Origin of the sequence: Streptomyces sp. NBC_00203 (genome assembly GCF_045206325.1) — a bacterium.
Taxonomy (GTDB): domain Bacteria; phylum Actinomycetota; class Actinomycetes; order Streptomycetales; family Streptomycetaceae; genus Streptomyces; species Streptomyces lutosisoli.
In genome coordinates, this window is sequence record NZ_CP108126.1 from 3,518,284 (window position 1) to 3,533,175 (window position 14,892).

At 70.1% G+C, this 14,892-nt stretch carries 14 protein-coding genes and 1 pseudogene; 6 read left to right on the forward strand and 9 right to left on the reverse strand.

The genetic code is table 11. The features are described from left to right. Positions 1-384: 384 nt before the first annotated feature. The 3 genes and pseudogenes from OG975_RS15930 to OG975_RS15940 all read left to right on the forward strand — a co-directional run. On the forward strand, positions 385-861 hold the full coding sequence (locus OG975_RS15930; RefSeq protein WP_327428615.1) for a hypothetical protein: 477 nt from the start codon (positions 385-387) through the stop codon (positions 859-861). Positions 862-1,097: 236 nt separating this feature from the next. Then, positions 1,098-2,423, forward strand: coding sequence for a beta-xylosidase (locus OG975_RS15935; RefSeq protein WP_406329838.1), 1,326 nt, complete (start codon positions 1,098-1,100; stop codon positions 2,421-2,423). 71 nt (positions 2,424-2,494) lie between these two features. Further along, positions 2,495-3,511, forward strand: a pseudogene (locus OG975_RS15940) (WxL protein peptidoglycan domain-containing protein); the annotation flags it as partial. Here the strand turns inward: OG975_RS15940 and OG975_RS15945 are convergent. Together OG975_RS15945 and OG975_RS15950 are read right to left on the reverse strand one after the other, a co-directional pair. Then, the gene (locus OG975_RS15945) at positions 3,408-3,746 is read right to left on the reverse strand and encodes a P-II family nitrogen regulator (protein ID WP_381264943.1); all 339 of its coding nucleotides are present in this window, start codon (positions 3,744-3,746) and stop codon (positions 3,408-3,410) included. The pseudogene OG975_RS15940 and the gene OG975_RS15945 overlap by 104 nt on opposite strands. Beyond that, positions 3,743-5,050 (reverse strand): ammonium transporter, encoded by a 1,308-nt coding sequence (locus OG975_RS15950; protein WP_406329839.1) that lies wholly within the window; start codon positions 5,048-5,050, stop codon positions 3,743-3,745. Before OG975_RS15950 ends, OG975_RS15945 begins: the two co-directional genes overlap by 4 nt. Positions 5,051-5,226: 176 nt before the next feature. Between OG975_RS15950 and era the strand changes: the two genes are divergently transcribed. Both era and OG975_RS15960 read left to right on the forward strand, forming a co-directional pair. Beyond that, positions 5,227-6,186 (forward strand): GTPase Era, encoded by a 960-nt coding sequence (gene era / locus OG975_RS15955; protein WP_406329840.1) that lies wholly within the window; start codon positions 5,227-5,229, stop codon positions 6,184-6,186. Positions 6,187-6,244: 58 nt separating this feature from the next. After that, positions 6,245-6,802: a DinB family protein gene (locus OG975_RS15960; protein ID WP_406329841.1), complete on the forward strand. Its 558-nt coding sequence runs from the start codon at positions 6,245-6,247 to the stop codon at positions 6,800-6,802. A gap of 318 nt (positions 6,803-7,120) precedes the next feature. On the opposite strand, the gene OG975_RS15965 is transcribed toward OG975_RS15960, so the two are convergent. After that, positions 7,121-7,474 (reverse strand): cytidine deaminase, encoded by a 354-nt coding sequence (locus OG975_RS15965; protein WP_327428620.1) that lies wholly within the window; start codon positions 7,472-7,474, stop codon positions 7,121-7,123. 61 nt (positions 7,475-7,535) lie between these two features. Then, positions 7,536-8,357 carry a helix-turn-helix transcriptional regulator gene (locus OG975_RS15970; protein ID WP_406336284.1) on the reverse strand — a complete coding sequence of 274 codons (822 nt, stop codon included), beginning with the start codon at positions 8,355-8,357 and terminating at the stop codon, positions 7,536-7,538. A gap of 145 nt (positions 8,358-8,502) precedes the next feature. Here OG975_RS15970 and OG975_RS15975 point away from each other — a divergent pair, with 145 nt between their 5' ends. Further along, positions 8,503-9,999 (forward strand): MFS transporter, encoded by a 1,497-nt coding sequence (locus OG975_RS15975; RefSeq protein ID WP_406329842.1) that lies wholly within the window; start codon positions 8,503-8,505, stop codon positions 9,997-9,999. A 4-nt stretch (positions 10,000-10,003) separates the two neighbouring features. Here OG975_RS15975 and OG975_RS15980 read toward each other — a convergent pair whose 3' ends face one another. From OG975_RS15980 to OG975_RS16000, 5 genes are all read right to left on the reverse strand, one after another. Beyond that, the gene (locus OG975_RS15980) at positions 10,004-10,363 is read right to left on the reverse strand and encodes an MmcQ/YjbR family DNA-binding protein (protein WP_327428623.1); all 360 of its coding nucleotides are present in this window, start codon (positions 10,361-10,363) and stop codon (positions 10,004-10,006) included. Between the two features lie 86 nt (positions 10,364-10,449). Further along, on the reverse strand, positions 10,450-11,760 hold the full coding sequence (locus OG975_RS15985) for a hemolysin family protein (RefSeq protein ID WP_406329843.1): 1,311 nt from the start codon (positions 11,758-11,760) through the stop codon (positions 10,450-10,452). Beyond that, positions 11,757-12,254, reverse strand: coding sequence for an rRNA maturation RNase YbeY (ybeY, locus tag OG975_RS15990; protein ID WP_189185145.1), 498 nt, complete (start codon positions 12,252-12,254; stop codon positions 11,757-11,759). Before ybeY ends, OG975_RS15985 begins: the two co-directional genes overlap by 4 nt. Positions 12,255-12,266: 12 nt before the next feature. Beyond that, positions 12,267-13,334 (reverse strand): PhoH family protein, encoded by a 1,068-nt coding sequence (locus OG975_RS15995; protein WP_406329844.1) that lies wholly within the window; start codon positions 13,332-13,334, stop codon positions 12,267-12,269. Between the two features lie 116 nt (positions 13,335-13,450). Continuing rightward, positions 13,451-14,560, reverse strand: coding sequence for a carbohydrate kinase family protein (locus OG975_RS16000; RefSeq protein WP_406329845.1), 1,110 nt, complete (start codon positions 14,558-14,560; stop codon positions 13,451-13,453). Between the last annotated feature and the right edge of the window lie 332 nt (positions 14,561-14,892).

Sequence of the window (14,892 nt, forward strand, 5' to 3'; positions counted from 1 at the left end):
CTCGGGGCTGCGCCCCATCGCCCCCGGCCCGCCCCAGGTGCTTTTGTCTTTAAGGGGCGCGGGGAACTGCGCGACCAGCCCCCACCGCCCCGCAGACGACTTTCAGGGGCGCGGGGAACGGCGCAATCTTTGAGGGGGGTCTGGGGGCGCAGCCCCCAGGAACGGGATGGGACGGGTAGGGGCGGCGGGGGCGAGGAAACCGGCCCATGGCTCAACTTCGGCCAGTTTTGATGAGCGTTGAAGGAATCCGTCGGGCATCCCTTGCAACCCCAAGCCACCCGCGCATCAATGGAACCGCACATTCCGACGGACCGTCAGATACACGCGGACGGCTCCGCCCGACCATCCCCACATGGCAATTCCCGCACAAGGGAAGGGAACCCAATGAGAGGCAAGCGACTCGGAATCACCGCGGCGTTAGCCGCCGGCACCCTCGCCGCGACCGGCCTGGCCTTCGCCCCCACCGCCGCGGCCGTCACCCCCCAGACAGCCACCATCAACGCAACCTGCAGCATCGGCGGCAGCGGCGAAGCCACCCTCACCGCCACCCAGAACGGCACGGCCGCCACCATCACCCTCAGCTCCACCGAGATCACGGCCCCGATCAGCATCGCCCAGGACTCGATCACCTCCACCCTCACCATGGTGAACGCGAGCGGCGGCACCACCGCCTTCACCGGCACGAAGAACCCCGCCATCGCAGCGGGCGGCGGAGTCTCGGTGGGCCCCCTGGACGGCACCGTCGCCTCCGGCGACAGCCTGGAGGCATACGGCGGCTCCCTGCAGATGGTGGTCTTCGGCATCACCATCACGTGCACGGCGGACGCGGCACAGTCCCCGAGCCCGTTCGTGTTCGAGTAAACCCCGCAGGTGCGAAGACCGGTGCCGCCCGCGCGCAGCGGCACCGGTTCCCCACCTTCAACCACCGTGCGGTCAACCGGAGTTGATGACCTACCCCAGTGACCATGACAGAACCTGATGGGTCATCAGTTATGGTACCGACCCTCCATTGACTTCTCACACAACCCGCACATCAATGGCCCCCGTCGGCGCAGAAGAGCCGCTGCGCCCGCAACCCTCAGGAGGGGGCAACAACCATGTCAACCACGGGTTCGACAACCCGAAGACGCCGCTGGGCGGCGCTGCTCGGGGTGACCGCTCTCGCGGTCGCCGCGGGGGGCGCGCTGGCCGCCCCGGCGGGGGCCGCCACCAACGTGGACTTCGCCACGCACTGCATCCCGCCGGCGGTCGCGGGGATCCCGCCGATCGACGGCACCACCACCGCGATCGTCACGGTGGACAACGCCACCCCCAAGGTCGGTGACACCGTCAAGGTGACCTACGAGGTGGTGACGCCCGCCGCGAGCAACCCGACGTCCATCAGCCTGCCGGCCGACATCATGACGCCGAGCGGCAAGGTCGCCCTGGGCGGCGCCCAGACCGGGGACGTCACGGTCGTCGGAGAGAAGAAGAACGATCCGGTGGCGGGCAACGCGCCCTTCCCCGGGTTCAAGATGTACGGCACCTTCACGGTCACCGCGCCCGGTGCCATCACCCTCTCGCCCGGCGACTACAACATCCACACCAGCTACGTCCTGGAGCTGGACACGCCCTGCACGGTCACCAACCCGCCCGCGCCCGTCTCCGAGACGATCACCGCGGCGGACGCACCCCAGCCCAACACCCGTGCCATCCAGCTGGGTTCGGCCTCCGGGAACCCCGGTGACAGCGTGACCGTCACCGGCAGCAACTTCACGCCGGGCGCGACCGTCACGCTCGCCGGACGGTCGGGTGCCAGTCAGACCGCGGACACCGCGACGGTGACCGCGAACGCTTCGGGTGCCATCAGCGGTCCCCTGGTCGTCAACGACAAGACGACGACAGGCGTCGTGGCGTACGAAGGAGCCGCGTGGAGCAGTGACCTGGGCGCGGGGCCTGCCGCGTACACCGTCATCGACAACACGCCCATCCCCGACAACGCCCAGAAGCTCACCACCACGGTGAACCCGGGCAAGCTGTCGATGTCCCAGGCCGGGGACTCCGTCACGCTGAAGGCGGTCGACTTCGGCAAGGGCGGGCCCTCGACCGGCGATCTGCAGACGGTGACCGTCCAGGACTTCCGCGGCGGACCCGCGGGCTGGTCCCTGACCGGCAAGGTCACCGATTTCACCGCTCCCGGCGCCAAGATCGATGCCGGGCAGCTCAGTTGGACCCCGGCGTGTGTCACCAAGGCCGGGAGCCCGAGCACCTGCCAGGCCGGTTCGCCCGGCACCGTGGGGAGTTCGGGAGCGACGCTGGCGTCCGCCCCGGCAGCCACGCTCACCGGTGGTGAGTTCACTGTCAACGCCCAACTGTCACTGAACGTACCGCAGTTCACGGCGCCGGGGTCGTACTCCGGAGTGCTCACGCTGACGCTCAGCTGATCCGTCCGTCCGCACCTTCCGTGGCCGGGCGCGCACCCGCCCGTCCACCTCGTCCGTGGGGGTCCGCACCCATGCGCAAGATGTACGTCCTCCTCCTGACCGCACTCCTGACCGCGCTGCTGGGCTGCTTCGCGGCGCCGTCGTACGCCGCCGACAACGGCAGCTGGTCCGTCTATCCCCTCGCCTCACGCGTCGCCGCGCGGCCCTACTTCTATCTCTCCGCCGACCCCGGACAGACCATCAAGGACAAGGTCGTCGTCGCCAACAAGACGGGCAAGCCGCTGAGTTTCCGGCTGTACGCGGCCGACGCCTACAACACCGCGCGCGACGGCGGGTTCGCCGTGCGCACCGTGAAGGAGAAGCAGCGAGGTGTCGGCGCGTGGGCGCGGCCCGCGCGCTCCCGGGTGACGGTTCCCGCGCACGGCACGGTCACCGTGCCGTTCACGCTCAAGGTGCCCGAGAAGGCCGAACCCGGCGACCACCCGGGCGCACTGGTCGCCCTCGACGAACGCGTCGACACGGGCGACGGGACCTTCCAGGTCGGAGTGCAGCGGGCGGTCGGCGCCCGGATCTACCTCCGCGTCGGCGGCCCGACGGTCCCCGCCATCGCCGTCGAGAAGGTCCACATCGCCCACCACCAGCCCCTGGTCCCCGGTATCGGCGACAGCACGGCCACCATCTCGTACACCCTCCACAACACGGGCAACGTGACCCTGAATCCGAAGGTGCGGCTCAGGGCCCAGGGCCTGTTCGGCCGCACGCTGCTGTCGCGGGGGCTGACCAGAATCCCGTCGGAGCTGCTGCCCGGGCAGCGGGTCCGGCTGACCGAGCCGTGGTACGGGGCCCCTCAACTCGAATGGGGCGACGTGAAGTTGACCGCCAGTGCCCCGGGCACCCGCGAGTCGGCGAGCGCGTCGTTCTTCGCGCTGCCCTGGCTGGTCGCGGTGGTCGTGGGGGTGGGGATCGCGGCCGCGGTGGTGGTGATCAGAGTGCGTCGGGGCCGCGCTCGCCCGTCCGTACCCGTACGACGGTCTCCACCGGCACCGCCCACACCTTCCCGTCCCCGATCTTCCCGGTCTGCGCCGCCTTCACGATCGCGTCGATGACGGCCTCCGAGTCGGCGTCCTCGACGACGACCTCGATACGGGCCTTGGGGACGAGGTCCACCTGGTACTCGGCGCCGCGGTACACCTCGGTGTGCCCGCGCTGACGCCCGTATCCGCTGGCCTCGGTCACGGTCAGCCCGTGCACGCCGATTTCCTGGAGGGCGGTCTTGACCTCGTCGAGGCGGTACGGCTTGACGATCGCGGTGATGAGCTTCATGCCTGGGTCTTGACCTTCTGCGCGGTGGAGACGGATGACGAGACCGGGGCGCCATGGCCCAGGACCCCGTGATCGTAGGCGCTCTCGGCGTGCACCGTAAGGTCCAGGCCGGTGTACTCCTCGTCCTCGCTCGCACGGAAGCCCATGACCTTGTCGAGCAGCTTGCCGATCCCGTACGTGACGGCGAAGGCGTACGCCCCGACGGCCACGACCGCGACCAGCTGCTTGCCGAGCTGGCCGAGCCCGCCGCCGTAGAGGAGACCCTCGGCGCCACCCGTCATCGTCTCCGTCGCGAAGACCCCGATGAGCAGCGTGCCGATGATCCCGCCGACCAGGTGCACGCCGACGACGTCCAGCGAGTCGTCGTAGTTCAGCTTGAACTTCCAGCTCACGGCGTACGAGCAGACGACACCGGCGGCGAGTCCGACGACCAGCGCGCCCACCAACGACACGGACCCGCAGGACGGGGTGATGGCGACCAGGCCCGCGACCGCGCCGGACGCGGCGCCGAGCGTGGTGGGGTGGCCGTCGCGCTTCTGCTCCACGAAGAGCCAGCCGAGCAGGCCGGTGCAGCCGGCGGCGAGGGTGTTGAGGAAGGCGGCGGCGGCCAGACCGTTGGCGCCCAGCGCGGATCCCGCGTTGAAGCCGAACCAGCCGAACCACAGCAGACCGGCGCCCAGCATCACCATCGGCAGGTTGTGCGGCCGCATCGCGTCCTTCTTGAAACCGAGGCGCGGGCCGAGGACCAGGCAGAGGGCGAGTCCGGAGGCGCCCGAGGTGATTTCGACCGGAAGACCGCCCGCGAAGTCCAGTGCGCCCAGCTTGTCCAGGATCCAGCCGCCGGGGCCCCACACCCAGTGGGTGACGGGAACGTATACGAGCAGCGCCCAGACCGGCACGAAGACCAGCCACGCGCCGAACTTCGCGCGGTCCGCGATCGCACCGCTGATCAGCGCGGCGGTGATGATCGCGAAGGTCAGCTGGAAGGTGGCGAAGAGGAGGGTGGGGACGGTTCCCTGGACGCTGTCCGGCCCGAGACCGGCCATTCCGGCGTGATCCAGCCCCCCGATGAGCCCGCCGAAGGCGTCGTCACCGAACGCGAGCGAGTATCCGGCGGCCAGCCACACCACCGTGACCAGGGCGATCGACACGAAGCTCATCATCAGCATGTTGAGGACGCTCTTCGTGCGGACCATGCCGCCGTAGAACAGGGCGAGGCCCGGCGTCATCAGGAGGACGAGCGCGGTGGCGGCGAGCAGCCAGGCGGTGTCGCCGGTGTCGATCTGGGCGGCGGCCAGGGTCACGGTCTCTCCAACGGGGTGGGGGCGTCGTCAGAGCGTCACGGGCTCGCGTTTCCTGTTGTGCACATACGCGTTTCCGGCATGTTTCGTGTTGCGCGGGGGTTTCCGGAAGCTCACCGGACCCCACGGGAGCATTCAAGGGCACGCTGCGTGCGGCAGGGGCTTGTGGATCAGGGACAATGGGCGCCATGAGCGTTCGTACCCCGTCATCCGAGCCGTCCGAGGCCCCCCACCGCGCCGGCTTCGCCTGCTTCGTGGGCCGCCCCAACGCGGGCAAGTCCACCCTTACGAATGCTCTGGTCGGCCAGAAGGTGGCGATCACCGCGGACCAGCCGCAGACGACGCGGCACACGGTACGCGGCATCGTGCACCGGCCCGACGCCCAGCTGATCCTGGTGGACACCCCCGGCCTGCACAAGCCGCGCACGCTGCTCGGCCAGCGCCTGAACGACGTGGTCCGCACGACATGGGCCGAGGTCGACGTCATCGGCTTCTGCCTGCCCGCGAACGAGAAGCTCGGCCCCGGCGACCGGTTCATCGCGAAGGAACTGGCGTCCATCAAGAAGACGCCGAAGGTCGCGATCGTCACCAAGACCGACCTCGTCGACAGCAAGACGCTCGCCGAGCAGCTCATCGCGATCGACCAGCTCGGCAAAGAGCTGGGCTTCGAGTGGGCCGAGATCGTCCCCGTCTCGGCGGTCGGCGACAAGCAGGTGGACCTGCTGGCCGACCTGCTCGTCCCCCTCCTCCCGGAGGGCCCGGCCCTCTACCCCGAGGGCGACCTCACGGACGAGCCCGAGCAGATCATGATCGCGGAGCTGATCCGCGAGGCGGCCCTGGAGGGCGTACGGGACGAGCTCCCGCACTCCATCGCCGTCGTCGTCGAGGAAATGCTGCCCCGCGAGGACCGCCCCGCCGACAAGCCCCTCCTCGACATCCACGCCTTCGTCTACATCGAGCGCCCCAGCCAGAAGGGCATCATCATCGGCCCCAAAGGCAAGCGCCTGAAGGACGTCGGCATCAAGTCCCGCAAGCAGATCGAGGCGCTGCTGGGCACGCCGGTCTTCCTCGACCTGCACGTGAAGGTCGCCAAGGACTGGCAGCGGGACCCCCGACAGCTGCGCAAGCTGGGCTTCTAGGCCGTAGCTGTCTCCGTCTCCTCCGCGTTGTCAGTGGGCCCGCCTACACTCCCGCCCCATGACCTACGCGGACGTGGACGAGCACGTGCATCCGGAGCCCCCCATCGCGGGTGATGAGACGGCGACCCTGCTGGGCTCCCTGGAACGGCAGCGCGCGACCCTCGCCTGGAAGTGCGGGGGTCTGGACGCGGCCGGCCTGAGCGCGACGGTGGGCGTCTCCTCGATCACCCTGGGCGGACTGCTCAAGCACCTGGCCCATGTCGAGGACGACTACTTCTCCGGCCGCCTCTTCGGACACCGGCCCAGTCCCCCCTTCGACACGGCGGACTGGGACACCGACCCCGACTGGACCTGGCACTCGGCCGCCGAGGACACCCCCGACCAGCTCTACACCCTGTGGCAGAACACGGTGGCCCGCTCCCGCACCCTGGTCGCCCAGGCCCTGTCCGACGGCGGCCTCGACCGCCTGGCCGACCGCCAGTGGCCCGACGGCCGCGCCCCCAGCCTCCGCCGCATCCTCATCGACCTCATCGAGGAGTACGCGCGACACGTGGGCCACGCGGACCTCATCAGAGAGTCGGTGGACGGCCTCGTGGGCGAGGACCCACCCCGCTGACCGCTCCGCGGGTGGGTGGGTGGGTGGGGGTGCGTGGGGTTTGTTCTTTGACTGCGGGCCGGTGGGGGCTGGCCGCGCAGTTCCCCGCGCCCCTAAAAGATTGCGCAGTTCCCCGCCGCCCCTTAGGTGCGGGTGGGGTGCGGTTGTTCGTTTGGCTGCGGGTCGGGGGGCGATGGGGCGCAGCCCCGAGCCTTCAGGGGCGCGGGGAACTGCGCGACAAGCCCCCACCGGCCCGCAGCCGACGAACAAGCCACGGGGTCGAAGGGGCGGAGCCCCTGAGGGATGGGACGGGTAGGGGCGGCGGGGGCGGAAACCCACTCAGCCCGCGGTGACGACGACCCGTACGGCCCCGTCAGGCCCAGCCACCAGCACCGGCGTCCCGGCCCCGCCAAGGTCCCGCACAGCCGCCCGATCCTCCTCCGACGCCCCCTCCGCCTCGGACACAACAGCCGCCGCCTCCAACGACTTCGCCCCGGACGCCACCGCCATAGCCACCGCAGTCTGCAGCGCACTCAACCGCAGCGAAGGCAAAGCCACGGTGCCGGCGACATACGTACGTCCCGTCTCGTCCCGCACGGCCGCCCCCTCGGGCACACCATTACGGGCCCGCACGGAACGGGCCAAAGTCACGATCTTGCGGTCCTCGGGGTCAAGCGCGCTGCTGTCGGTCATGCCCTGAGCATACGAAGTATCGACGCACACCCCCGCCGAAGGGGGCCTTGCCGAAGAGCGGTCACCCGGCGACGGGATACATCGACCCCCGCCGCCCCTCGGGCGAAGCCAGCCACTCCAGCTTCGCCGCCGTGTTCGCCTCCGGCAGCGGCGTATGCAACACGATGGTGAGATCGGGCCGCGCCGGCACCTTCATGGCAGTGGACTCGACGGAGAGCAGCCCGACCAGCGGATGGTCGAGCTCCTTGCGGATCTGGCCCGCGTCCTGGATGTCCCGCCGCTCCCACAGTTCGGTGAACTCCTCGCTGACCTCCCGGAGTTGGGCCAGCACCTCCTGGTACCCCTCGTCGTCGGGCGCGGCGGCGCAGGACGCACGGAACTGGGCGACGACCGTGTGCGCGTTCACCTCCCAGGTCCGGGAACGGCCCCGGTAGAGCGGGTCGGTGAAGAAGTCGATGATGCAGTTCTGCGTGTTGCCGGGCCGCATGCCGAGAACCATCCCGGCCGCGTCGTTGTACATCACGCAGTTGTAGTACGGGTCCATGATGTGCGCCGGATACGGCATCCAGGTGTCGATCAGCCGCCGCAGCCCGTCGCACATGTCCCGGACCTCGGGCGCGACCTCCGGCGCGGGCGGGTTCAGCCCGGCGAGCAGATACAGATGGCGTCGCTCGGCGTTGCTGAGCCGCAGCACCCGGGCGACCGCGTCGAGCACCTGCGGCGAGACGGAGATGTCCCGCCCCTGCTCCAGCCACTGGTACCAGGAGGCGCCGACACCCGCGAGCACCGCAACCTCCTCGCGGCGCAGACCGGGGGTACGGCGGCGGGCCCCACCGTCGGGCAGCCCGGCCTCCGTCGGTGACACCCTGGCCCGGCGGCTCATCAGGAAGTCCCGCAGCTCCCGCCGCCGGCTGGTCCTGAGCGCGTCCTCCGTCACGTGCGAATCCCCCTGTTGGTGACTGGTGGTGCGACCACCAGCATAAGTTCCCGCTCCCCACGGATATTCCGATCGCAGGAAGCTCTTGCCCATGGCGATCGAGACGACCGAAACCCCCACCGGAACCACCGCCGAAGCCCCCACCGGAACCACCACCGCTTCCGCGCACACACCCCCCGTACAGAACTCCCCGAACCCCCAACCCCCGCTCGGCACCCGGCTGTCGAACCGCGACAAGCTCGTCCTCTTCGTCCTCTGCGCGGCACAGTTCATGGTCGCGCTCGACTTCTCCGTCCTGAACGTGGCGCTGCCCGTACTCGGCAAGGACCTGGGCATGAGCCCGTCCGCGCTCCAGTGGGCGGTCACGGCCTTCGCACTGCCGTCCGGCGGCTTCCTGCTGCTCTTCGGCCGCATCGGCGACCTGTACGGCCGCCGCAAGCTGTTCCTGGCGGGCCTCGCCCTCTTCGGTACGGCCTCGCTGCTGGCGACCTTCGCCTGGGACCCGGCGTCGTTCCTGGCCGGGCGGGCGTTGCAGGGCCTGGCCGCAGCGACGATCGTGCCGACGGCCATGTCGCTGCTCACGACGACCTTCCCGGAGGGCCCTGCGCGCGACCGCGCCCTGGGCATCGCCGGCACGCTGCTGTCGCTCGGCTTCACGATCGGCATGGTCGCGGGCGGTGTCCTCACCGACGTACTGGGCTGGCGCTCGACGATGGGCCTGCTGACGGTCTTCGCGCTGATCGTGCTGCCGCTGGCGCCGGGCCTGCTTCCCGAGTCCCGCACCCCGGAGCGCCCCCGCCTGGACATCCCCGGCGCGGTCACCGTCACCGGCGGTCTGCTCGCCCTGATCTACGCCCTGTCGACGGCGGCGGACCGCGGCTTCGGCGGCGCCGACGTCATCGCGACCCTCGTCACGGGCGTGCTCCTGCTGGCCGCGTTCGGGTACGTCGAGTCCCGCGCCCACTCCCCGCTCGTCAGCCTCCCCATGCTGCGCCGCCGCACGGTGGCGTGGGGCAACCTGGGCGGTCTGGTCACCTTCTCGATGATGTCGACGGTGGTCTTCGTCATGACCCTGTACCTCCAGGAGACGCTCGGCCTCTCCGCCTTCGAGACGGGCCTGATCTTCGGCTTCCAGGGTGCCCTGTCGGCGCTCGCCGGGATGTACGCCCCGAAGGTCATCGGCCGCTTCGGTGCCCGCCGTACGCTGGTCGGCTCGCTGGCCGGTCAGGGCCTGTTCGTGGCGACGCTGGTGCTGCTGAACACGCACACCTGGTCCGTCTGGCTCGCCACCGCCGCGGTCGGCCTGGCCAGCATGTGCCACCTCGGCGCGATCATCTCGTACGGCCTGACCGTCACCTCGGGCGTGCCGAACGAGGAACAGGGCCTGGCCACCGGCCTGGTGACCTCCACCCAGCAGATCGGCCTCACGATCGGCATCCCGCTGCTCGGTGTCCTCGCGACGACGTCGGACGACCTGATGACCGGTGTCCGCACAGTTCTCGCCCTGGACGCGGCGATCGTCCTGGCGGCGGCGGTGCTGATCGCGGTCGGACTCGGCCGCCGCCGCTCGGGAACGGTCGAGGCCTGAGGCCTCAGGGGCGGTCGAGGCGGAGGCGCTCGGCCTTCGGCAGACCGGCGACGACGAGATCGTACGAATCCTCGATGAGCTCCCGGACCATACGGTCCGGGAGTTCGCCGTCGACGGTCACCGTGTTCCAGTGCCGCTTGTTCATGTGATAGCCGGGGATGATCAGCCCCGGGTGCTCGCCGCGCAGCCGGACCGCGTCCTCCGGGTCGCACTTCAGATTGACCGTGAGCGGGCGCGCGCCCAGATTGCTCAGCGCGAAGAGCTTGCCCAGCACCTTGAAGACCGAGGTCTCCGGGTTGAAGGGGAAGTCCTCGACGGTCGCGTTGAAGGACAGACAGAACGCGCGCAGCTGCTGCGGGGTCACTCCGGGGTCTCCTCCTCGGAAGGGTTCACGGGTTCACTCCGGTTCTTCGTCCTCAGACGTCACTCCGGTTCTGCGTCCTCAGAAGGTCACTCCGGTTTTTCGTCCTCCGACGGCTCCGGATCCACCGGGCCGACCGGCTCGACGAGCACCGTGACAATCTTGTTCCGCCGCCCCGCCGCGGACTCCGCGGTCAGCCGCAGCTCGCGCCCGTCGGGCAGTTCGACCCCCGACGAGGCCCCGGCGATCGGAACCCTGCCGAGTGCCTTGGCGAGCAGCCCGCCGACGGTCTCCACGTCCTCGTCGTCGTACGCCTCGAAGCCGTACAGCTCGCCGAGGTCGCCGATGTCGAGGCGGGCGGTCACCCGGTAGCGGTCGTCGCCCAGATCCTGGACGGGCGGCAGCTCGCGGTCGTACTCGTCGGTGATCTCGCCGACGATCTCTTCCAGGATGTCCTCGATGGTGACGATGCCGGCCGTGCCGCCGTACTCATCGATGACGACGGCGACGTGGTTGCGCTCCTGCTGCATCTCGCGCAGCAGATCGCCCGCGTTCTTGGTGTCGGGCACGAAGGTGGCGGGCCGCATGGCCGTCGACACCAGCTCGGACTCGGCATCGCGGCTGATGTGCGTCTTGCGGGCCAGGTCCTTCAGGTACACGATCCCGACGATGTCGTCCTCGTTCTCCCCGGTGACGGGGATGCGCGAGAAGCCGGAGCGCAGGGCGAGGGTGAGGGCCTGGCGGATGGTCTTGTACCGCTCGATGACGACGAGGTCGGTCCTCGGCACCATCACTTCCCGTACGAGGGTGTCGCCCAGCTCGAAGACCGAGTGCACCATGCGGCGCTCCTCGTCCTCGATGAGGGACTCCTTCTCGGCGAGGTCGACCAGCGCGCGCAGCTCGGCCTCGGAGGCGAAGGGGCCGCGCCGGAAGCCCTTGCCGGGCGTGAGCGCGTTGCCGATGAGGATGAGGAGGGGCGGGATCGGCCCCATCACCCGCGCCAGTGGCAGCAGGACGTACGCGGCCGCCGTCGCCGTGTTCAGCGGGTGCTGGCGGCCGATGGTGCGCGGGGAGACGCCGACCGCGACGTACGAGACGAGGACCATGACCGCGATCGCGACGGCCAGCGCCTGCCAGGTCTGGTCGAACTCCTTCAAGCAGGCGTACGTGACGAGCGCGGCGGCGGCCATCTCGCAGGCCACCCGCACGAGCAGCGCCACGTTCAGATAGCGGGTCGGGTCGGCGGCGACCTGGGCGAGCTTGGCGCTGCCGCGCCGGCCGCTGCGTACGGCTTCCTCGGCGCGGAAGCTGGAGACGCGCGCGATGCCCGCCTCCGCGCAGGCGGCGAGCCAGGCGACGACGACCAGCAGGACGGCGCCGAGGACGAGTTGCGGACTCATGAAACGGTCGGGGCCGGCGAGGGGCCCGTCATACCCTTCTCCGCGCGCCAGCCGTCCACGATGGCGGCCTGCAGACCGAACATCTCGGCCTTCTCGTCCGCTTCCTCATGGTCGTAGCCGAGCAGGTGCAGCACTCCATGGACGGTGAGGAGCTGGAGCTCCTCGTCCATGGAGTGCTGCGTCGCAGCTTCCTTGCCCTGCCGCTCGGCGACCTCCGGGCAGAGCACGATGTCACCGAGCAGCCCCTGCGGCGGCTCGTCGTCGTCCTTGGACGGCGGGCGCAGCTCGTCCATCGGGAAGGACATGACATCCGTCGGGCCGGGCAGGTCCATCCACTGGATGTGCAGCTGCTCCATGGCGTCGGCGTCCACGACGATCACCGAGAGCTCGGAGAGCGGGTGGATGCGCATCCGCGCGAGCGCGTAGCGGGCGATGTCGAGGATCGCCTGCTCGTCGACCTCGGTTCCGGACTCGTTGTTGACGTCGATCGACATGGGCGTGCTGTTCTACTTCCCCTTGTGGCCGGCTCTGCCGCGGCCCTTGTGGGAGCCGTTCTCGGTGCCGTTCTCGCTGTCGTACTTCTCGTACGCGTCGACGATACGGCCGACCAGCTTGTGCCGTACGACATCGTGGGACGTGAGCCGCGAGAAGTGGACGTCGTCGACGCCCTCCAGGATGTCCTGGACCTGGCGCAGACCCGACTTCGTGCCGGTCGGCAGGTCGACCTGTGTCACGTCACCCGTGACCACGATCTTCGAGTCGAAGCCGAGGCGGGTGAGGAACATCTTCATCTGCTCGGCGCTGGTGTTCTGCGCCTCGTCCAGGATGATGAAGGCGTCGTTCAGCGTGCGGCCGCGCATGTAGGCGAGCGGCGCGACCTCGATGGTCCCCGCCGCCATCAGCCGCGGGATCGAGTCCGGGTCGAGCATGTCGTGCAGCGCGTCGTAGAGCGGGCGCAGGTAGGGGTCGATCTTCTCGTACAGCGTGCCCGGCAGGAATCCGAGCCGCTCGCCGGCCTCGACCGCGGGGCGGGTGAGGATGATCCGGTTGACCTGCTTGGACTGGAGCGCCTGCACGGCCTTCGCCATGGCGAGATACGTCTTGCCCGTACCGGCGGGGCCGATGCCGAAGACGATGGTGTGCTTGTCGATGGCGTCGACGTACCGCTTCTGGTTGAGCGTCTTGGGGCGGATGGTGCGGCCTCGCGAGGACAGGATGTTCTGCGTGAGCACCTCGGCCGGAGTCTCCTGGCCGTCGCCCTCCCCGTTCCCGCTCGCCCTGAGCATGGCGATCGAGCGTTCCACTGCGTCCTCCGTCATCGGCTGGCCCGTGCGGAGCACCAGCATCATCTCGTCGAACAGGCGCTGGATGAGGGCGACTTCACCGGCATCGCCGACCGCGCTGATCTCATTGCCCCGGACGTGTATGTCGGCCGCCGGGAAGGCCTTCTCGATCACGCGCAGGAGGGAGTCGCCGGACCCCAGCACGGTCACCATGGGGTGCTGGGCAGGGACTGTGAAGTGCGCTCGCGCCTGCCCCTGCGCGGGGGTGTGAGCTGTGGGTGTCTGAGTCATGGGCCGGCTCTGTAGGCCTGCGTATCCTCCTCGGTCGGCACGCTTGCCACATGGGCAGCCTTGCGGTTCCCAGCGTACGTCGCCGCACTGACAGAGCCGTAGGGCTTTTCCTCAGCTCACGCCGAGCGTCCGAACCCGATCGTCGGTACCGCCCGCCGCAGTGGCCACGGGCGGGTCACCTCCGGCAGCAGGCCCTCCAGGAAGGCGTACCGGCTCAGGGCCGTCGGGTCCTGGGCGTCGACCGACTGGACGCGGCGCCACCACGCGGCGATCTCGGACCAGCCGGGCGCCGACAGCGACCCCCCGAACTCCTGGACGGAGAGGGCGGCGGTGAGGCCGGCGAAGGCGAGGCGGTCGGCGAGGGGCCAGTCGGCGAGGGTGCCCATGACGAAGCCGGCGACGAACACGTCACCGGCGCCGGTCGGGTCCATGGCCTCGACCGCGATGGCCGGGACCTCGGCGGTCTCGCCGGTACGGCCGTCCACGGCGTACGCGCCCTCCGAACCGAGGGTGACGACCGCCAGCGGTACGTACGCGGTGAGCGCGTGTGCCGCCGCGCGCGGGCAGTCGGCGCGGGTGTACCGCATCGCCTCCTCCGCGTTCGGCAGGAACGCCTCGCAGTGTTCGAGATCGGCCAGGCCCGCCAGGTCCCAGCGGCCGGTGTCGTCCCAGCCGACGTCGGCGAAGAGCCGGGTGCCCCCGCGGGCGGCCTCGGCGATCCAGGGCGCGCGCGTGCCCGGGGTCAGCGAGGCCACGGCGGCACGCGCGCGTGGGGCATGTTCCGGTGCGGGTTCCTCCGGGGGTGGCTCGTGGCCGTGGCTGACCATCGTGCGTTCGCCCTCGTACGCCATGGACACGGTGACCGGGGAGTGCCAGCCGGGTACGGTGCGCGACGGGGAGAGGTCGATGCCCTCGCCCTGCTCCAGGGCGTCCCAGCAGTACTCCCCGTAGTGGTCGTCCCCGAAGGCCGCGGCGAGGGAGGTCTTCAGCCCGAGCCGGGCCAGGGCGGTCGCCATGTTGGCGACTCCGCCGGGGCTGGAACCCATCCCCCGCGCCCAGGACTCCGTCCCCCGCACGGGGGCGGAATCGAGCCCGGTGAAGATGATGTCCAAGAAGACCGTGCCCGTGAGATAGACGTCCCAGGGCGGGTCCTGGGGAGTGCGCAGCCCGGCGAGCGGGTCGACATGGGCCTGGCTGAACGGTCGCTCTCCGTTGGACGCGATCACGATGCGCTCCCTGACATGGTGCGGACCTGGCCAGTGTGCACCACCCCACCCACAAGACACCGCCGCCTGCGCCCCGGCAGCCCCTTCTTTCGCCCCCGCCGCCCCTACCCGTCCCATCCCTTCTGGGGCTCCGCCCCAGACCCCGTGGGTGGTTCTTTGGCTGCGCGTGAGTGGGGGTTGCTCGCGCAGTTCCCCGCGCCCCTGAAGGCGCGGGGCTTCGCCCCGCGATCCCCCCGGCCCGCCCCGGGTGCTTTTGTCTTTTAGGGGCGCGGGGAACTGCGCAATCTTTTAGCCCAGCCCCCACCCACCCGCACCCAACACACAACCCAACG

Bases quoted from the DNA above. Each gene is read 5' to 3' on its own strand.
- OG975_RS15930 (WP_327428615.1), top strand. From the start codon at position 385: ATGAGAGGCAAGCGACTCGGAATCACCGCGGCGTTAGCCGCCGGCACC.
- OG975_RS15935 (WP_406329838.1), top strand. From the start codon at position 1,098: ATGTCAACCACGGGTTCGACAACCCGAAGACGCCGCTGGGCGGCGCTG.
- OG975_RS15945 (WP_381264943.1), bottom strand. From the start codon at position 3,746: ATGAAGCTCATCACCGCGATCGTCAAGCCGTACCGCCTCGACGAGGTC.
- era (WP_406329840.1), top strand. From the start codon at position 5,227: ATGGGCGCCATGAGCGTTCGTACCCCGTCATCCGAGCCGTCCGAGGCC.
- OG975_RS15960 (WP_406329841.1), top strand. From the start codon at position 6,245: ATGACCTACGCGGACGTGGACGAGCACGTGCATCCGGAGCCCCCCATC.
- OG975_RS15965 (WP_327428620.1), bottom strand. From the start codon at position 7,474: ATGACCGACAGCAGCGCGCTTGACCCCGAGGACCGCAAGATCGTGACT.
- OG975_RS15970 (WP_406336284.1), bottom strand. From the start codon at position 8,357: ATGAGCCGCCGGGCCAGGGTGTCACCGACGGAGGCCGGGCTGCCCGAC.
- OG975_RS15975 (WP_406329842.1), top strand. From the start codon at position 8,503: ATGGCGATCGAGACGACCGAAACCCCCACCGGAACCACCGCCGAAGCC.
- OG975_RS15985 (WP_406329843.1), bottom strand. From the start codon at position 11,760: ATGAGTCCGCAACTCGTCCTCGGCGCCGTCCTGCTGGTCGTCGTCGCC.
- ybeY (WP_189185145.1), bottom strand. From the start codon at position 12,254: ATGTCGATCGACGTCAACAACGAGTCCGGAACCGAGGTCGACGAGCAG.
- OG975_RS15995 (WP_406329844.1), bottom strand. From the start codon at position 13,334: ATGACTCAGACACCCACAGCTCACACCCCCGCGCAGGGGCAGGCGCGA.